We start from the raw sequence: 17,785 nt of genomic DNA on the forward strand, positions 1-17,785 counted from the left end.
TCCTTATCCAGCATGGCTTCGGCAGGCAGTTTCCTGAGTCTGGCGTTCTCTTCCTCAGGCGACATAAGGTGCTTAACCTCGGGCACCTCCATGCCACCAAACTTCTTGCGCCAGGTGTAAAAGGTAGCGTCTGAAATAGCATGCTTACGGCAGAGTTCCCGGGCTGAAATCCCGGCTTCGGCCTCGCGGAGAATACTGATGATCTGTTCGTCGGAAAATCGCTTCTTCATGGGGATGTCCTCATGTGACTGATGAAGACATTACTAACATCGCGGTGTATTAATCAACGGGGAGCAGGTCACAGACATCAGGTTACTGAGAGTAAAACTAAGCAGCACTTTCTGGTCCTCGTCTACAGCTTTCTTGCAGCGGCTTGTAAGATCCGTTGCCTCCTTACTGGCGAAAGTGGCATCAAAGCGCACATAAGTAGTGTTGTCAGTAGGGCCGCTAAGCGCATTTATCAAAACGCATGGGAAGCCACCATTGAAGGTTTCAATTCTGCGAATGTTGCTCAGATACTTTGATGTCGAGATTGAAATTTTCCGCTTTGGTAGAAGTGGTGTTGGTATTGTATGCAGAAATATTGGTCGTGATAGCAGTCATGATGTTTACTCTAAGAGTGGGAAATGTTGACGGAGAAACATTCATCCCTGACGGGTAAATGCTTTCCGTCAGGAAGCGCGTATAGCTATGCAGCGCAGGCTGGTTAGTACAAAGAACCTCATCACACAGGTGATATCCGCATTAAGAGGTTGAGCGGATCGACCACTGTATAAGCAGCACTTCTCTCAGGTCATGAAGTTTTAGATGGCAACCACGTAAGCATTTCTCTCAGGCTGCTGAAAAATTGGTTGGTTGTTGAGACAACAACAATACTGCCATTTAGTAAAATCACTCTAAGTAAAACTCACCCCTTCGGCTCAACGCCCCTTGCCTTAAGCTCTTTCCTCAGTATCCGCTTTATCCATGTCGCCAGGTTGACGTCACCATCTTCCCGCGCCTGTTCTTCGAGCTGCGTCCGAAATTCGTGAGAAAGTCGGATTTGGTACTGGTCTGTTTTGGCCTTTTCTTTTGACATTGTAATTACAAAGTCCTTAATATCGGGTGGTTGTAATTACATCGCACTTATAGGGTGTGATGCAACAGAAAGAGCGAAGCCCGGCTGTGCGCGAACACAAACCGGGCTTCTGACCACAACATTATGGAGACTAATGCTATGGCTGATGTCGATAGTAACATGGACACCTTTTATCAATCATTGCCCGATCGTGAGTGTCTGTATTCTGGAATGCATGACGCGCTTTCTCAGATGGATTTTTCAAATATGGAAGCGTATTCACGTTCTTTAATTACAGAGTATTGTGACGAAACACGCGCTGGGCTTTGCCATTGTCTGCACTTTATTGGCGATTCCTTGGTGACGTTTGCCGATAATAACGTGAAAGAATTTACGCCTGAAAGCCTTTGCCAGCTTGGGCACGGGCTGAATGCCATCAGCCTGCTTATTCCAGCGCTTGCCGATATGGCGAAGCGGGCGACCAAGCCGGATAACGCACTCTCTCAGGCATAGCCATCCTCAATCTCTGGAACGTTAACGCGGTAATAAAATCCGTCAGGTGCACAACCCTGTGCACCTGTTCCCTCACCGAATCCGCTTTTGACTCCGCAGCAGCGCCAGGCCGCTCAGCACCGACATCGCCATCAGGTAATAGCCGGGAGCCAGGCTGGTGCCGGTGGCGGTAATCAACAGCGTACAGATTAGCGGCGCAAATCCGCCAAATACCGTCACCGCGATGTTATAGCTGATCGCCATCCCGCTGGCGCGGGTGCCCATTGGAAACAGATCGGCCATGACCGACGGCACCGTGGAGAAGTAAATCGACTTCAGCAACGCCATCCAGCAGACCATAACGATCAACGTGGTGGGCGTGGTGTGATTCACCACCAGCTTAAAGGCAGGATAGATGGTGACGATCAGTAAAATCAGCGATCCCCACATCAATGGGACACGGCCAACGCGCTCTGCCCACAGGCCCATAATCGGCGTCACTACGGTCAGGATCACGCCCGCCAGCAAGGTGGCGGTGAAGGCGACAGAGCCGGGCAGGTGCAGGTTACGGGTGGCATAGGTCGGCACATAGTTGAGCATGTAGTTAACCGCCGTAGAGATGACCATCAGGCCAATCGCCAGCAGCATCAGCTCTTTCTGACGGCCAAACAGGCGCTTAAGCGGGGCGACTTCAGGCTGCCGCGTGGCGAAGCTGGCAGGTTCATGTACGTGGCGACGAATATAAATCCCCAGCGGGCCAATCAGCAGACCAAAGGCAAAAGGAATGCGCCAGCCCCAGTCCTGAATCTGGCTTTCAGTAAGGATCTGCGTTAATCCCAGACCAAACGCGGATGCCATCAGCGTACTTGCCCCCTGGGTGGCGAACTGCCAGCTGGCGATAAAGGCTTTGCGCTCGGGGAAATGCTCCACCAGAAACGCCGTCGAGCTGCCAAATTCGCCACCCGCAGAAAAGCCTTGCACCAGGCGCGCCAGCAGAATCAACAAAGGCGCAGCCAGACCAATGCTCGCGTAGCCTGGCATGAACGTAATGATGGCACCGCCCAGCATCATCAGATTGATGGACAACAGCAGCGCCTTCTTACGCCCGTGGCGATCGGCGTAGTTACCCAGCACAATCGCGCCCAGCGGACGGATCAGGAAGGAGACACCGAAACTGCCGAAGGTCAGCAGCATAGAAACGGACGGATCGCTGGTCGGGAAAAACGCATGGGCAATATAGCTGGCAAAAAAGCCGTAAACCGCAATATCAAACCACTCCAGCGCGTTACCGATGCAGGTGGCGAAAAGGGTTTTGTGCAGGCTGGGTTTATTCGCGTGCAGCGGTGCAGCCGTGTTGAGTGTGCTCATGCGGCACCTCCGGCATGTTGACGGTGCTTCGCCACCAGTTCGCGGCCTTGCTCGCCTAAGTCCCATAACAGTCGGGTCATGATTTGCAGACCTTCACGCGCAATCGACTTCAGCATATGTTCGTTCACGCCGTGCTGACCGCAGGCGGGATAAGAGTGCGACACCCACAATGTGGGCAGGCCGAGGATGTCGGAAAACACCTCGTTGGGCAGCGATCCGCCCAGATTGGGCAGCAGAGCCGGTTTTTTACCGCTGGTTTCGGCGATGCTGGCTAACACCCAGTCGACCAGTGGATCGGTGGGATCAAGGCGGGTTGCCGGCGATCCGCGCATAAACTCGACCTTCACGTAGCCAAAGCCGTGCTGCGCCAGATGTTCGCTGACGTGCTGCGCCAGGTTCTTCCAGTCGGTGCCCACCACAAAGCGCAGCTGACAGACGGCGCTGGCTTCACCCGGAATGGCGTTCATCGGGCGCGCAGGATTGCCCGTCAGGAATGCCAGTACTTCGAGCGTGTTCCAGCCATACAGACGTTCCGTTGGCGTCAATGCCGGTTCGCCCCAGTTCGGATCGATCTCGGGATCGCCCGGCATCCCGCCAACCTTAATCTGGCTGAGAATGTCGCGCACCTGCGGGGTCAGCGAGTTGGGTTTCAGCGCCTCAACCTGAAGTACGCCCTGGGCATTAACCAGCGCGGCAATGGCATTGGCCAGTTGGGTGCCAGGATTGCTCAGCAAGCCGCCCCAGTTGCCGGAGTGATAGGCGTTGTCACGGGCAGTCACCGTCAGGCGGAAATTCACGGCCCCGCGCGAGCCCAGAAACAGGGTAGGTTGCACTGCATTCAGACGTGGACCGTCCGAGGCGATAAACAGATCGGCTTTCAGCAGATCACCGTGCTGCTGGCACAGCTGCGCCAGGCCGGGGGAACTGATCTCTTCGCCCATCTCGAACAGCAGCTTGCAGTTGAAGCCCAGACGTCCACCGCGTGCGATGAACACCTGTTCCAGCGCGGCCAGATTCACGCAGTGCTGACCTTTGTTATCTGCGCTGCCACGGGCGTACCAGCGATCGCCTTCTTCAACGAGCTGCCAGGGCAATAATCCTTCGCGCCAGTTTTCATCATCGCCAAACACCACATCGCCATGACCGTAGCTCAGCAGGGTAGGCAGCGTGGGATCTTCAATGCGCACTGCGACCAGAAACGGACGATGGGCCGCTTCGGCGTTCTCGATGAAGTGCAGGGTAAAACCCAATGCACTCAGCTGTGGGCCGATTTCGTCATGTAAATAGTGGTGTAATTCGCTGTCGCGATCCTGACGCTGGCTCTCGGTACGCTGCGAAACGCGGCGTGCGAGTATCCGTTGAAACTCGCCACTGTCGAACCATGCGGTGGCCTGGTCTACCGCTTGTTGGGCTGTCATGTTTGCTCGTCTTTTATTCATATTATGGTTTTGTCATCATTGCTGAAACGCTGCTTTGCCACCATTATCAATTTATCTAGTAAGGTTTGCTTTTAAAGCAAAGCAAACGTGCCCGTTTTCGAGGCATGCACCAGCATGAGGCGACCGCATGATCAGTAATGAAATCCGCTATTTCCTCGCCGTCGCGAATACAGGCTCGCTCAGCGCGGCGAGTGAGCAGCTGTTTATTGCCGTGTCGGCAATCAGTCGTCAGATTCAGCGGCTGGAAACACAGGTGGGCGTGCCGTTGTTTGAGCGTCATGCGCGTGGCATGGTGCTGAATGAAGCCGGGGAAATCTTTGCTCATCACGTGCGCAAAAATATGCTGGATATGGAATACGCGCTGGCGGAAATCAAAGGGCTGAAAGCCGTGCGCCGTACGTTGATTCGGCTGGCCTGTACCGATGGACTGGCCTTTACGTTGCTGCCCCGCATGATTGCCGCCTTTCGGGAAGATAACCCCGGCATTCTTTTTGAAATCAAAGTCGCCAGCCCGCAGGGCGTATCAGAACTGATACGCAACGGAGAATGTGACCTGGCATTGCAGTTCAGCCTGCACGCTGAGCACGGAGTTGAGATCCTCGGTTCCTGGCCTGCACCGGTGCTGTTGGTGATGCATCAGAGCCACCCACTGGCCAGCGCGCCGCAGGTGACACTCAGCGATATCAGCCATTATCCGCTGGCGCTGCCGCAGCAAAACACCACGGTACGTCAGCTGTTCGAGCTGGCGAGCCACATGAGCGGCAATCTGATTGAACCGGTCGTCACCTGCGATAATTTCTCAACCCTGTTTCAGTTCCTGCTGCATACGCCGTTAGCCGTGACCATTTGCAGTGCTTTCAGCGTGATACAGGAAGCCGAAGCGCACGGACTGGTTTTGCGATCCGTGGGCATCGATCAGCTAAGCCAGCGCAATTTGCAGTTGCAGGTGCCTTCCGGTCGGCCCCGCAGCGCCGCGCTGGAAGTATTTTTAGGGTTTGCGCGGCTGCAACTGAACGCGCTGGACGAGCCGCTGACCCTGTAATCCCACTGCCAGCTTATTGATCACGGGAAATGCGCCAGACACGGGGCTTTTCATTCACACGTCATGTCATCTCTCTTTAGATAGTGTAAAGGACGTAAAAGGCTGTAAAAGGGCGAGGATTCTGCCTGTGACCGGCCTATCATTCCTTTCATAAGCCGCTGTATCTCTGCCGGAAGTTTGCCGATAACACAGAGTAGAGCGGCACATAACGACCTGAACATTCATCTGCAAAGGAGAACCACCATGGATTCTTTCTTTCCTGAGGATGTCATTGAGACCCTCAGTAAAACGTTCTGGCAGCGCGTCAGTGCGGTGAAAGGGCTGATTGAACGTCACCAGAGTTTTCGCCTGCTGTGGTTTGGCGAAGCGCTGAAGCGCAACCGTAACTGGACCGGCGTCACCGCCGAGCAGGCCGTTAACCGGGCGATAAGCGAACATCATGGGCTGCTGCTAGCCGATGTCAGAAAAATGACGATTGCTCAAAAGTGGGTAGCGCTCGTCCCGCTAAGAAAAGCGCTGTATTCCCGCCCTGATGGCAAAACGTTCCAATGGCTGGTGGAAAAGAAGCTCGATGAGCTTGATCGTCCTTGTCGCTTTTCGGCCTAACGGCTTTCCCTAAATTAGTCCGTAGGGGGAACACCGGTGCTTAGCTCAGCGCCTGACGGTAATAAATAACGCCCCGAATATCAGCCTGTCTCTGTATCCGGGGCGGTTATACTGTATGAAGGCTCAGCTGGCGGCGCAAAAGGTTATTATCTTCGTCATGCCCAACGCAGCGTTGAGATTGGCACGCTGTCATCCTCAGGGCATCGTCAGATAACATTGAGCATTATCATCCCTTTAACGTCCTCATTACGGCACATGCGATTGCCAACTCTTAAGCGCCTGTGCCGTTAGCGGCTTTTTGAAACGAAAACGGCATTGTTGGCCGTATGGCGATTTTCATCATCAAGCCAGCCTTTCAGATAATGCTCGATCTGCTCCAGGCTCCTGTTGCGGGTTTCCGGCACGCATTTGATAACAAAGATGGCACCAAAGAGTCCAATGGCGGCGAAAATAAAGAACGTACCCGCCAGACCAACCCAGGCAAGAAGTAGAGGGAAGAAAAGAGAGATCAGGAAGTTCGCTATCCACATGGCGAATACGGCACCGCCCATAAAGATGCCACGCAGTCGCGTCGGAAATATCTCTGACAATAACAACCATGTCACGGGTGACAAGGCACCCTGCTGGAAACTGAGAAACATCAGCATGCCCGCCAGTACCATATAAGCCCGTAGCGCATCTGGCTGACCATTAACCGTTTCAGGCAGCAGATAGCTCACCGTGCCAACAAAGACCAGACAGGCGGTGCAACCAAACTGTCCCGTCATCACCATGGTTCGGCGACCCACTTTACCCAGCATCCAGATCCCAACGAACGTCATCAAGACGGACACCACGCCGTTGGCGATGGTGGCAAAAAGCGCGGCGTTATCCGACATACCGACTGACTTCAGCACGGTGGGGGCATAATACATAATGGTGTTGACGCCGGTTAGCTGCTGGATAACGGCGATACCGACACCAATCAAAAAAAGTTTGAACAGCCACGGCGTCAGCATTTCACGTAAACGCGGTTTACCCAGCGAGCTCTGTTCTTCCAGCGTCTCGGTAATCTCCATCAGCTCCCATTCCACCTCATCCTTGTGGCGCGTGCGTTCAAGTACGCGGCGAGCCTCAGCCAGACGGCCTTTCATGGCATACCAGCGTGGCGTATCGGGCATAAACATCATCCCGATCCACAGCAATACGGCAGGAAGCGTTGCTACCACCAGCATCCAGCGCCAGGTGCTTTCACCTCCCCATATTTCGTGGAAGGTCGCATTCGAGATATAAGCCAGGAGCTGGCCCGAGACAATCATCAGTTCCTGGAGCGTCACCAGTTGCCCACGTTTATTGGCGGGGGCCATCTCTGCGATATAAACCGGCACGGTCGCCGCCGCGCCGCCGACCGCCACGCCCAGGATAAGACGAAAAAAAACCATCCAGTTTACGTCTGGTGCCAGTGACGTGCCTGCCGCGCCAATCGCAAAAATAACGGCCAGGTAGAGGATTATTTTCCTTCTGCCCGCTGCTGCTGCCAGATGGCCTGATAACAACGCGCCAAAGGCGGCACCAAACAGCAAAGAACTGGTGATCAGCCCGGTTGTGAAGGGGGTGAGATGCAGCTCATCGCCCATAAAAAGCAACGCGCCAGAAATCACGCCGGTATCGTACCCAAAAAGTAAACCACCTAGCGTTGCGATGAGCGCAACGATCTTCACAAAAGGCGAAGTGGGTGCGTTACTGTTTGGGCCCGATGCGTTGTTCAGTGTGAGAAATTGTTCTTTCGTCATACAAGACTCCAGTCACCTGATGTAAGAGAAATAAATCTAAAATTTGTCCAGGCGCAAAGCATTCACCTCAGTACACCTAAATTAACAGCATTAATTTAGATCAAAAATTTCATCAATGTTAACTATGAAATTTTATGTTTGAGTTATGGATCATGTTTTGTTAATTATTTTTTATGAAACGACAGGAAGAGGAGAGGTGCTGAACAAAATGTGAACGCAGCATGCTGGCCCGACGTGATGCCAGGATATTGATATTATTCGATTCAAACGCGTGAAAATTTACCGCGCTGTCGGCATTAAACCGGCCTGAACGAGACTGGAATTAAGTGGAATATTTGGAATTTTTCTTTCACAAAGTGGCGGGTAGAAAATCAGTGTCAGGTGGTAAGAGGCGCTTACGCACGACGGTTGTTATCAACGATGCTGTGCCCGCTTTTCATCCAGAGAATGCGTGTGTTGCCTGCAAGCTGGGCGAGGGTAACTGTGCTCTTGCCTCTCCAGCGCTTGATGCCTTTTTGCCAGACGCTTCTCTTCAGCGAAATACATGAGAAAATCAATGACATCCTTGTCATGAGCCCGCTTACTCTTTTCCGAACGTCTTACCGTTATACTGCTGAGGTGTGACCGAGCAATTCACGTTCAATCAATTCACGCGTTTCCACAGCCTGGTACTTCATCTTTTCCGGATAACCAAAAAGGGACGCGGCCACGATAGATTCACCGCCGACGTTGAAGGTCTTCTCGGCGAATTTCATTTCGCGCAGGGTACGGAACAGCGCGTCGAAATCCACTTCACCTTCACCTACGGCAACATGCTGGTGGATGGTGGCATCAACACCCGGAGGATTAACGATATAACGACAGTGCCTGGTGTGGTTCATGGTGTCAGCGATGAGCACATGGGACAGATCGTCACCGGCATAGCGCAACATTCTTGCGACGTCACCGATTCCTTTGTCGTAAAAGAAGGTGTGCGGCACGCTGTAGATATATTTGACGTTATCGCTGCGAAACGATTTCACTACGTCGACCGTCCCGTCGTTCTCTTCGCAAAAATCCCACGGATGAGCCTGAATCTCAACACGAATGCCCTCACGTTCAAAAACAGGCAACAGTTCTTCCATTGAGCGATAGAACATTTCGTCGCAGATTTCTGGTTGATTTGGATCGCCGGAGAATTCGGTATTAATGACCTGCACGCCCATCTCGACGGCGATTTCAACCAGGCGCTTCCAGTTTTTCACGGCGGCCTGACGACGCAGTTCATCAGGCCCCGACCAGCGATAAACACAAATAAATGAAGATATCTCTAAACCGGTTTCATTCAGCGCCCGCTTATATTCCGTAATGATTTCACGGCTGGCGCGCGGATGTTTATAGAAAGGATTGATCTGGGGATGCGGCGACTGCTCGATGTACTTATAACCCCAATCCGCGACCTGGTGCACCATCCGGGTCACGCCCAGATCTTTTATCACGTCTACGTCAAATGCAATTTTCATCATTGTTACCTGTCAGTAAAAATGGATGGTAGGCCAGCGCTTAACGCTGATAAAAAGAGGGGCGTTCAGGCAGCGTAACGCTTACCGTTTCGCCAGTTTCCGCTGTTTTCAGGCTGGCATCGGCCGCAACAGATGCAGCATAGCCATCCCAGGCTGAGGGACGGCGAATACGTTCTTTACCGATGAGGCCAGCACCTGTGACACCGAGGCGTAACGCCATGATCTTACGCCCACATGTTCACAGGCTTCAGGGTCAGGACGGCACTCAGTAATCGCGCGCCTGCGCGCGTTTTTCATTGATCTGTTTAGCAACCTTGCGAATCCGTTCCGAAAGCGCCGTTTGCGCGACGCCAACGTTCCACCAACTGCCATATTTGTGCACCATCGTTTTCGGCAACACTTTAATATCAATCAGTGTGCTGCCCGCTTCGTGGCGCGAGGCATCAAGCGCCTGACGCAGTTCATCAAGGCTGGTGACTCGCCAGGTCTTGCAGCCATAGCCCGCTGCAATTGCGGCAAAATCGACGGGAACGAGGCCACCGGTCAGTCGGCCATTTTCCGGGGAGCGGTAGCGGAACTCGGTGCAGAAACTGTTCATGCCGTGTTCCATTTGCAGGTTGTTAATACATCCGTTAGTCATGTTATCGAGCAGCACGATATTAATCTTCGCGCGTTCCTGCAGCGATGTGACGAGCTCGGAGTGCAGCATCATAAAAGAGCCGTCGCCCACCAGCGCATAGACCTCGCTTTGCGGCTGTGCCAGCTTTACGCCCAGCGCGGCGCTGACTTCATAACCCATACATGAGTAACCGTACTCGACGTGATAGGTATTTTCGGCCCGGGTGCGCCAGACACGTTGCAAATCGCCCGGCAGACTTCCCGCTGCGGCCACAATCACCGATTCTTCCGGAAGCACCTCGTTGAGGACGCCCAGTACGCTGCTTTGTGTCAGGGTTGAGTCGGTTATTTGACGAAATTCACGGTAGACTGACTCGCGATCCAGATGGTCGTCGATTTCAGGCACGAAAGACGTTTCCTTCCATACTGCCTGATAGACACGCTGAGTTTCTTTGTGCTGTTGAGTGAGCAGCTCGGCAATACGGTCGCCCCAACTGGCGCGCCAGGTTTCTTTTTCCAGCACCGCATCCAGCGTGTTGAGCGCCGTGAGCGCATCGGCCAGAAGCGGCATACCATCCAGTTTCCAGGCATCAAAATTACTGACGTTGATATTCAGGAAGCGGACGGACGGATGCTGGAAAATCCATTTCGATGAGGTGGTAAAGTCGCTGAAGCGCGTACCGATGCCGATAACCAGATCGGCCTCTTTCGCCAGTTGGTTGGCGGCCAGACAGCCGGTTTCTCCGACACCGCCCGCGTTAAAAGGGTGTGATGAGACAACGGTGCCTTTGCCAGCCTGGGTTTCGACAAACGGGATACCGTAACGGCTGGCAAAATGCATCAATGCCTGGCCTGCGCCCGCGTACTTCACCCCACCGCCGCAGACGATCAGCGGCTTTTGGCTTGCTTTAATAGCAGCAATAGCGTCATCCAGTTGCGCCTGACTTGCCGGACGACGATCTAACACGTGCACCCGTCGGGCAAAAAAGGACTCTGGATAGTCCCAGGCTTCGCCCTGCACATCCTGAGGCAAACAGAGTGTGACCGCGCCGGTTTCAGCGGGATCGGTCAGAACGCGCATCGCATTAAGGCAGGCGCTCATCAGTTGTTCCGGGCGAGTAATGCGATCCCAGTATTTGCTTACCGGGCGAAACGCGTCGTTAGTGCTGATACTGAGATCGTGGCTCTGCTCGATTTGCTGCAGCACGGGATCGGGCTGCCGTGTTGCAAAAGTGTCACCGGGCAGGAGCAATAAAGGAATGCGGTTTGCTGTGGCCGTGGCTGCGGCGGTAATCATATTGGCCGCACCAGGGCCGATAGAAGAGGTGCAGGCAATGATTTGACGACGCAGAGATTGCTTCGCAAACCCGGTTGCCGCATGTGCCATCCCCTGTTCGTTACGCCCCTGGAACACCCGCAGATCGCCGCAGTTCTGCTCCAGCGCCTGACCCAGTCCCAGCACGTTACCGTGCCCGAATATAGCGAAAATGCCTTTAACAAATTTGAGCTCTTCACCATCCACTTTCAGATACTGATTATCAAGGAACGTAACCAGCGCCTGCGCCATTGTCAGTCTCACTTTGCCCATTTTGCTCATTCCTGTTTTGATCGGTAGTAGCCTGTCGCCCGGCCCCTTGCTCTGTCAGGCGGTGTTTGCCTTGACGCAGTGAAGAGGTTGTACCTTAATCTGGATAATGCCCGATTATAGGCAAACATTTTTTTCATTAAACCATAATACAGAAGAAAGATTTCATTTTGCGAGGGCGATCAAACTCTACTGCTATTCCGGCGGGGATGTGGGGGCGTAGTGCCTGCCAGGTGAGCAAGGCATGCGCATGAAAGATCGAGGAATGCGGCATTATTTTGAATTCTAAAATAAAAATACCACTTCAGACAGGCTGCTTATTGGGATGCATTGGCACGTCATAACGGCCGCGCGCGCCAGGCGCAGAGGAAAAAGTGACAGCGCATTCGCACTTTTTAAATTTATATTTCATTTAAATTAATTATGGAATGTAAATTCCATTAAGGGCGATCGCTGCCCCCATGCGGAACGCGCTCAGATCGATGACCCGGCCCGGCAAGGCACACAAAACGACATGCTCACAAATGCCGCCTCAATGCAGTTTGACGTCATTGGTATGGAGCGGCTGCCCGTCGCTTCCGTTGCCCGGCAAAGCGCGGCGAGGCCGGAAGATGTCGCCCGTTGCTTCAACTATTCTGGTCGCCCAACCGGCAACGGCGCGCAGGCTATCGCCCCGATGACCACACTGTAATGGCTGGATGGTTGCTCTCCACTAATAACCTGACCCGCGATAATCAGGTACTGCCTGACATCGGTAAAAGATTCACACCTGACTGTCACTGTCCTCGCAGGGTGCTTAAAGGGCATTTAAATGAAATTTACATTTCATCAGGGGGGCATTTTTCCACGTGAACCTGCCGGTTTTTTGTCAGGCGAAGAATGGTGAATATTCTGTTGTTAATTAAGGGAAATGGCGGGTTTTGTTCTTTCTTTTCTGAGGTTTCTAACCAGGCGTTAACGTATTTTGCGAGAGTCATCAAAGAAATTTATTTTCCTTTTAATATAAAATGAAATAAATATTTTTATTATCCCGTTGGGTTCGCTTGATGTTACCGGGTTCAGGAGAGTCGCATGACCATTGCCGCAGAACGTTTTTGTATTAACAGAAAGATCGCCCCCTCGCTGAGCATTGAAGCCTTCTTCAGGCTGGTGAACGGTTTAGGGTTGAATAAGGTTGAACTTCGTAACGACTTGCCCAGCGGTAAAGTGATGGACAACCTGAGTGCTGCCCAGGTTTGCGCACTGGCTGAACGCTATGGCATTGACATTATTACCATAAACGCCGTTTATCCCTTCAATCAGCGTACGGAACAGGTTCGCCAACTGACCGAGTCCTTGCTGGCTGATGCCAAAGCGGTGGGCGCACGTTCGCTGGTGCTTTGTCCCCTGAACGACGGCTCGTCGGTTGCGCCAGAGGTAACAGTAAACGCGCTGCGCGATGTGGCACCGCTGTTCGCGACCTATGGAATAACCGGACTGGTTGAGCCGCTGGGCTTCCCACAAAGCTCGCTGCGTTCGGCAGCGCAGGCGCAGAATCTTATTCGTGATGCCCATGTTCCCTTTAAATTATTAATCGACACCTTCCATCATCATCTCTATCCCGATGCTGACGCCGAATTCAGCCATGTGGATATCGCCCAAATCGGTCTGGTTCACCTGTCGGGCGTGGAGGACAAACGTCCGCGTGAAAGCCTGACCGATGCCGAGCGCATAATGTTAACGCCGGAAGATCGCCTGTTCACCTGTCGCCAGGTTAAACAGCTTGAAGAACGAGGCTATAAAGGTATTTATGCCTTTGAACCTTTTGCGCCAGAACTGGCGGACTGGGATGAGACCAAGATTCAGCATGAAATTAAAAACAGCATCCAACTGATTCAACATTCTTTGAGGTAAAGTGCCTCGCCCGTGAGGTTTAACCTGCTGATTCATCGATGATATCTCATGCATCTTCGGTTCGCAGAAACAGCATTATGAGGAACGGCCAACAGGGCGTCGAAGTAAACGCGCCCAGGCTTCGTTGATGCACTGACGGGCAATCATGCCCGTCAGTGTGATTCATCATCTGTCCGCTCTGAGAGAGGACAAACTTCCCGGCAGAGAGGCAGGATGTTTTACTCTGTCGCTATTGGCGTAGCATTCTCATCAATCTTCGTGTCGCCCTGAATCGCCTTAATGCGTTTTTCAACGGCATTAACCTGCTCGCTGTTGTGCAATAGCGTATAGGTCAGATCAAACGCCGTACTTGCTCCTGGCGCCAGCTGTTTCACCCGCTTCTGTTCACGTTCAACGGTCACCGGATAGGCATAGTTGGTGCCGGGTTCAATACCGGTGACGTAACCTTGTTTCAGCGTGTCGGTATTTTTCCACAAAGTCAGCAGTGGCAGTTGTTGGGTATCAAACTGGATGGAGGCGCCTTTATTTCCGGCTTTATTGACGACGGCAGCGACCGTGTGATGATCCTTGTCGGAAAGCGGCTTGATGTTAAACACCATTTCATCAAAGTCTTTGGTCGGTCCCTGATAGGTTTGCCAGTTTTTCAAACCCGCTTTGGCGTAATCATTAAACGGACTGATGCTCGACATCGGAGCGAGGAAACGAGCGCCTTCTTCCAGAATCGGCGTACTAAAGTTGCTGTGATAAATAATCTCGTAATCGTGCGGGTAATCTGAATGGTTAGTCAGCACGTCATGCAGGCTGAACTGATTGCTGCCAGGCACATAGCGCAGTTCGGTAAGCGTCTGGAGATCCGCTTTTTTGAACGTGCTCTCTTTGATCAAACCCCGAATACGAATCTCATGCGGGGCCGCATCGGCTACCTCGACTTCAAGCTGGGATACCGGTGTATTACCCGCTTTACCGTGCAGCGTATAGATGCGCCCTTTGTCGTTCACCGGATGCCCGGTCCATTCATAGCCGCAGCGCACCATCATTTCGTTGAAACCTTCCAGCCAACCCAGGCCATTTCGGCTTTCAAGATTGATGTAAGCCGGGTTCACCACCTCTTTCAAGGGGGAATCCCAGCCCAGCCGGGTGCCAAAACCTTCTACTCGCAGCAGGTTCATTCCTCGGGTGGGGATCAGCGTGATGGTCAGGCCATCCTGACTGCGAATCTCAAGGATTTTACTGCCTTCTTGTTTACCGCCGTGCAGGACTTTCTGTTCGATGCTGAACGGTTTACCCTGTAACTTCAGCTCGCTGCTGGTTATTTGCCAGTTTCCTTTGTCTGTGCCTTGTTCAGCACTCGTCAGCACCCAGGTTTTTGCTGACACGGAACCCGATATCATCACGGCGAATACGGCAAGTGCGATTTTAGTCTTCATCTTTCCTTCCTTAAGCTGAATCGTTTTTTCAGTCGTTAAGGGAATTTACTGATTTGCACTTAACCGAAACGTGATTCGCCTCACCTGCTGGAAAAAGAATCCACAAATGCCCCAGCACTGTGCGCCGGGTCACAGATAAAAATGAGAAAGGTGACGATTACGGCGGTTAACAGGATTAGCGTTGTAACGATTCAGCCGATACGAGCGGGCGTAAAGAGCCGGGCCAGTCGGGCGGGCCAGGTCATTATAAACGTGCTTTGCCGGTATGCCTGGCTGGGGAAGGGCGGCGGCATTTTCAGCCGCGCCTGGCGTGCCTGTTGCAGACGCGCGTCCGTTATGTCAGATAAAACTGACGCCTGAATGCGAACATATCGTTCATCAGGCAATACTCAGGATTACCCAGGGTTATCACCGGGACACGTTGGGCAATGGTTGTTTTCCATGCCGCCAGCGAACGTCGCCATGCGGCGTCCTCGTCGTCGGTCAGGGGGGCGAACTGATAACCCAGGGTGATGTGGAAACCGTAACGCTCATGGTCTGGCTCATGAATGCCAGTCACCTGCGATAGCCGATCGCGCAAACGGCGCAGGCGGGTTTCGGTATCCTCATCGGCTGACAGCAGGCGAAGCGTCAGCGGCTTTTCCTTCACGGACGGCTCTGCCGGATCAACGCGCATACGGTAAGGAGAGGCATCCTCACCCAGGCGAAATTGCCGCAGCCGATCGGCCAGGATACGATCGCATTCCTCTATCGGTATATCGAGTGGGAGTCCGGCTGGCCAGAGGGGATAGTGACGGGCCTTGTCGTTTGCGCCACCGAAGACCGTCATATGATAGCTGGATGGCGGCAGTGCCGTAACGTTGCGCGCCCAGGGTTCAGCCGGTAATGCGCGGTAAATATCCAGCAGCGCATCGAACGAGTCAGAATCTTTTTCTTGCTGTGGCAGATGACAAATAATCGTGTTGCCCCGAAACGGCAGTACGCGCCCGTCAGCCGCAAATTTTCTGCCTGTGTCGTTCGGCAAATGATCGGCAGCCCGGCTCATGGAGGTGGCCATCCCGGCCAGCGTCAACAGCGTTCCTTTCAAAAGTGTTCTCCGTGTTGTCATGGTGCTCCCCCTGTATCAGCGAATCGTCCGGCAAACGCACTCAAAAGTGTCATGCATGCGCGAACGGGATTGAGGCGGCAACTGTGCGTGCCTCTGGTCTACGCATCATTGCAGACCAACCCTTTAACCGGCGTACCAGCGTTGCACAGGCCGCCTGCCCGATGAAAATATGTGCAAATGATCAAGCAGGCTACGCGAAGTCTGTGACCATACGATGACCCGATGGGCGGGAAAGCAGAATTGAACGGGTTGCTCCGACATCGATAAAGGGAGCCGATGGCAGCGGGCGGCATCACTATGTGATAAGGGCTGACGCGTGAGCCGCTCTGCGCTGAGGGAATGATGGTCGTCTTTTCAGGATGGCCTGACCAGGCGCGCCGCTGACGCAAGCGGTCAGCATATTATCGATACTGGCGCTTTTCGATTACACATCCAGCCTGTGAATCACGGTGACGAACTCTTTTACCCCGCTAAAAATTTCCTGAATATTGTCTGAGAGATTAGTGATCTTGTCGTTTTCTGTGGTGAGAAAGTGGTTGATCTCATCGAGCTGTCGGTACATCTCATCAATAAGATTAGTATTTTCTTCAACCACCTTGCTGATTTTCTGCGTCGCCTGAGAGGTGGAGGCGGCAAGACGTCTGACTTCTTCCGCCACGACGGCAAAACCGCGTCCCGCTTCGCCCGCACGTGCGGCTTCAATTGCGGCATTCAGCGCCAGAATATTAGTTTGTCCGGCAATGTTGTTAATGGTCGAGACAATCTCTTTGATATCTTTGGCCGAGTAATTCAGTTTGTCACTGATTGCCGTTGCCGCATTGACCTGCGAGGCCATTGATTCCGCGTTACGCACCGTTTGGCTCAGTACATCGTTTGCATTAACGGTGATATGAGAGGTTTTTTCAGATGTGCTCATGGCGATATCGGCAACCTGCTTCGCCGTTTCCACGCGTTCGGTGATATCGGAAGCCAGCTTAATCACTTTATACACGTGCCCCGAGGCATCTTTAACCGGATTGTAGTTGGCTTCAAGCCAGACGCGCTTCCCTGACGCAGTTACCCTTTCGAAACGTCCGGTAAAGGACCGGCCATGCTGAATTTTATTCCAGAAATCCGGGTTTTCTTTATAGAACGCATCGAAGCAGAACATACGGTGATGCTTGCCTTTGATCTCTGCAAGATCGTACTCCATCAGCGCGAGGAAGTTTTCGTTCGCATTGATGATGTCACCATGCGGAGTAAATTCAATCGTCGCCATTGTATTATTCAGCGCAGTAATAATGGCTTCTTTGTGCGTCAGCTCTTCATGCCTGTCGGTAATGTCATTGGCGATTTTGATGATTTTTTTAACGGTGCCGTGTTTGTCTTTCACGGGGAAATAGTTGGCGCTCAGGTAGAGCAGGCTTTTGTCTTTTCTGTAGCGTTCGAAGATGCCGCTGAACGACTGCCCGGATGCCAGTCTTTCCCAGAACTGGCCATATTCACGGGAGTGGACGAACTCTGGCTTACAGAACATGCGATGGTGCTGTCCGGTGATTTCGTTAAGCTGATAGCCGGTCACGGCCAGAAAGGCCGGGTTGGCCGAGAGAATGCTCCCCTCTGGGGTAAATTCGATCCAACCGCTACAGGCCTTTATCGCCTGAATGTTATTTTGAGCATCTGACACAGCCAGCGAAATTTTGCCTGGTAGTAAACGCGTGAGGGAAAACATAGATCTCTCCATTTATAGCCGTTAAAAGGTCAAAAGATTTTGACCACGTAGTGGAGAGACAACGACCCGTTTAAAGGGAGGCCGATCGACTCGGGTCCACTAAGGTTATCGGCATCGCGTGTGTCATATTTAGGTCACATTTCGGTCATATCGAAACAGAGCAGT

Annotated in this window: 14 protein-coding genes and 2 pseudogenes; 5 read left to right on the top strand and 11 right to left on the bottom strand. The window is 52.8% G+C overall.

Annotated features, from left to right (window positions below; translation table 11 throughout):
- A partial coding sequence (locus FBY13_RS13820; protein WP_145394445.1) for a transposase occupies positions 1-230 on the bottom strand: 230 nt, incomplete at its 3' end.
- Positions 231-308: 78 nt separating this feature from the next.
- Positions 309-603 (bottom strand): annotated as a pseudogene (locus FBY13_RS13825) (DUF3577 domain-containing protein); the annotation flags it as partial.
- Between the two features lie 613 nt (positions 604-1,216).
- On the opposite strand from FBY13_RS13825, the gene FBY13_RS13830 reads away from it, so the two are divergent.
- A complete protein-coding gene (locus FBY13_RS13830) occupies positions 1,217-1,570 on the top strand; it encodes a hypothetical protein (RefSeq protein ID WP_145394446.1) in 354 nt (117 codons plus the stop codon).
- Positions 1,571-1,642: 72 nt separating this feature from the next.
- Here FBY13_RS13830 and FBY13_RS13835 read toward each other — a convergent pair whose 3' ends face one another.
- Both FBY13_RS13835 and FBY13_RS13840 read right to left on the bottom strand, forming a co-directional pair.
- Positions 1,643-2,917, bottom strand: a complete 1,275-nt coding sequence (locus tag FBY13_RS13835; protein WP_063880886.1) for an MFS transporter — start codon at positions 2,915-2,917, stop codon at positions 1,643-1,645.
- Positions 2,914-4,335, bottom strand: a complete 1,422-nt coding sequence (locus FBY13_RS13840) for a M20 family metallopeptidase (RefSeq protein WP_145394447.1) — start codon at positions 4,333-4,335, stop codon at positions 2,914-2,916. Before FBY13_RS13840 ends, FBY13_RS13835 begins: the two co-directional genes overlap by 4 nt.
- Before the next feature lie 148 nt (positions 4,336-4,483).
- On the opposite strand from FBY13_RS13840, the gene FBY13_RS13845 reads away from it, so the two are divergent.
- Positions 4,484-5,398: a LysR family transcriptional regulator gene (locus tag FBY13_RS13845; protein ID WP_145394448.1), complete on the top strand. Its 915-nt coding sequence runs from the start codon at positions 4,484-4,486 to the stop codon at positions 5,396-5,398.
- A gap of 243 nt (positions 5,399-5,641) precedes the next feature.
- Positions 5,642-6,004 (top strand): hypothetical protein, encoded by a 363-nt coding sequence (locus tag FBY13_RS13850; RefSeq protein ID WP_145394449.1) that lies wholly within the window; start codon positions 5,642-5,644, stop codon positions 6,002-6,004.
- A 287-nt stretch (positions 6,005-6,291) separates the two neighbouring features.
- Here FBY13_RS13850 and FBY13_RS13855 read toward each other — a convergent pair whose 3' ends face one another.
- The 4 genes and pseudogenes from FBY13_RS13855 to iolD all read right to left on the bottom strand — a co-directional run bounded on the left by FBY13_RS13855 (position 6,292) and on the right by iolD (position 11,484).
- Positions 6,292-7,776 (bottom strand): sugar porter family MFS transporter, encoded by a 1,485-nt coding sequence (locus FBY13_RS13855; RefSeq protein ID WP_145394450.1) that lies wholly within the window; start codon positions 7,774-7,776, stop codon positions 6,292-6,294.
- A 605-nt stretch (positions 7,777-8,381) separates the two neighbouring features.
- Positions 8,382-9,278, bottom strand: a complete 897-nt coding sequence (locus FBY13_RS13860) for a sugar phosphate isomerase/epimerase family protein (protein ID WP_109716964.1) — start codon at positions 9,276-9,278, stop codon at positions 8,382-8,384.
- 40 nt (positions 9,279-9,318) lie between these two features.
- A pseudogene (locus FBY13_RS13865) lies at positions 9,319-9,450 on the bottom strand (inositol 2-dehydrogenase); the annotation flags it as partial.
- 93 nt (positions 9,451-9,543) lie between these two features.
- On the bottom strand, positions 9,544-11,484 hold the full coding sequence (iolD, locus tag FBY13_RS13870; protein ID WP_145394451.1) for a 3D-(3,5/4)-trihydroxycyclohexane-1,2-dione acylhydrolase (decyclizing): 1,941 nt from the start codon (positions 11,482-11,484) through the stop codon (positions 9,544-9,546).
- 511 nt (positions 11,485-11,995) lie between these two features.
- Between iolD and FBY13_RS23465 the strand changes: the two genes are divergently transcribed.
- Together FBY13_RS23465 and FBY13_RS13875 are read left to right on the top strand one after the other, a co-directional pair.
- Positions 11,996-12,172: a hypothetical protein gene (locus tag FBY13_RS23465; protein ID WP_186440820.1), complete on the top strand. Its 177-nt coding sequence runs from the start codon at positions 11,996-11,998 to the stop codon at positions 12,170-12,172.
- A 380-nt stretch (positions 12,173-12,552) separates the two neighbouring features.
- Positions 12,553-13,374 (top strand): TIM barrel protein, encoded by an 822-nt coding sequence (locus tag FBY13_RS13875; protein WP_145394452.1) that lies wholly within the window; start codon positions 12,553-12,555, stop codon positions 13,372-13,374.
- Between the two features lie 218 nt (positions 13,375-13,592).
- Here FBY13_RS13875 and FBY13_RS13880 read toward each other — a convergent pair whose 3' ends face one another.
- The 3 genes from FBY13_RS13880 to FBY13_RS23855 all read right to left on the bottom strand — a co-directional run bounded on the left by FBY13_RS13880 (position 13,593) and on the right by FBY13_RS23855 (position 17,620).
- Positions 13,593-14,801, bottom strand: coding sequence for an aldose 1-epimerase family protein (locus FBY13_RS13880; RefSeq protein ID WP_145394453.1), 1,209 nt, complete (start codon positions 14,799-14,801; stop codon positions 13,593-13,595).
- Positions 14,802-15,135: 334 nt separating this feature from the next.
- Positions 15,136-15,909 (bottom strand): DUF1868 domain-containing protein, encoded by a 774-nt coding sequence (locus tag FBY13_RS13885; protein ID WP_145394454.1) that lies wholly within the window; start codon positions 15,907-15,909, stop codon positions 15,136-15,138.
- Between the two features lie 424 nt (positions 15,910-16,333).
- Positions 16,334-17,620: a PAS domain-containing methyl-accepting chemotaxis protein gene (locus FBY13_RS23855; protein WP_145394455.1), complete on the bottom strand. Its 1,287-nt coding sequence runs from the start codon at positions 17,618-17,620 to the stop codon at positions 16,334-16,336.
- Positions 17,621-17,785: the final 165 nt, after the last annotated feature.

The organism is Pantoea sp. SJZ147, from assembly GCF_007828605.1.
Lineage (GTDB): Bacteria > Pseudomonadota > Gammaproteobacteria > Enterobacterales > Enterobacteriaceae > Pantoea > Pantoea allii.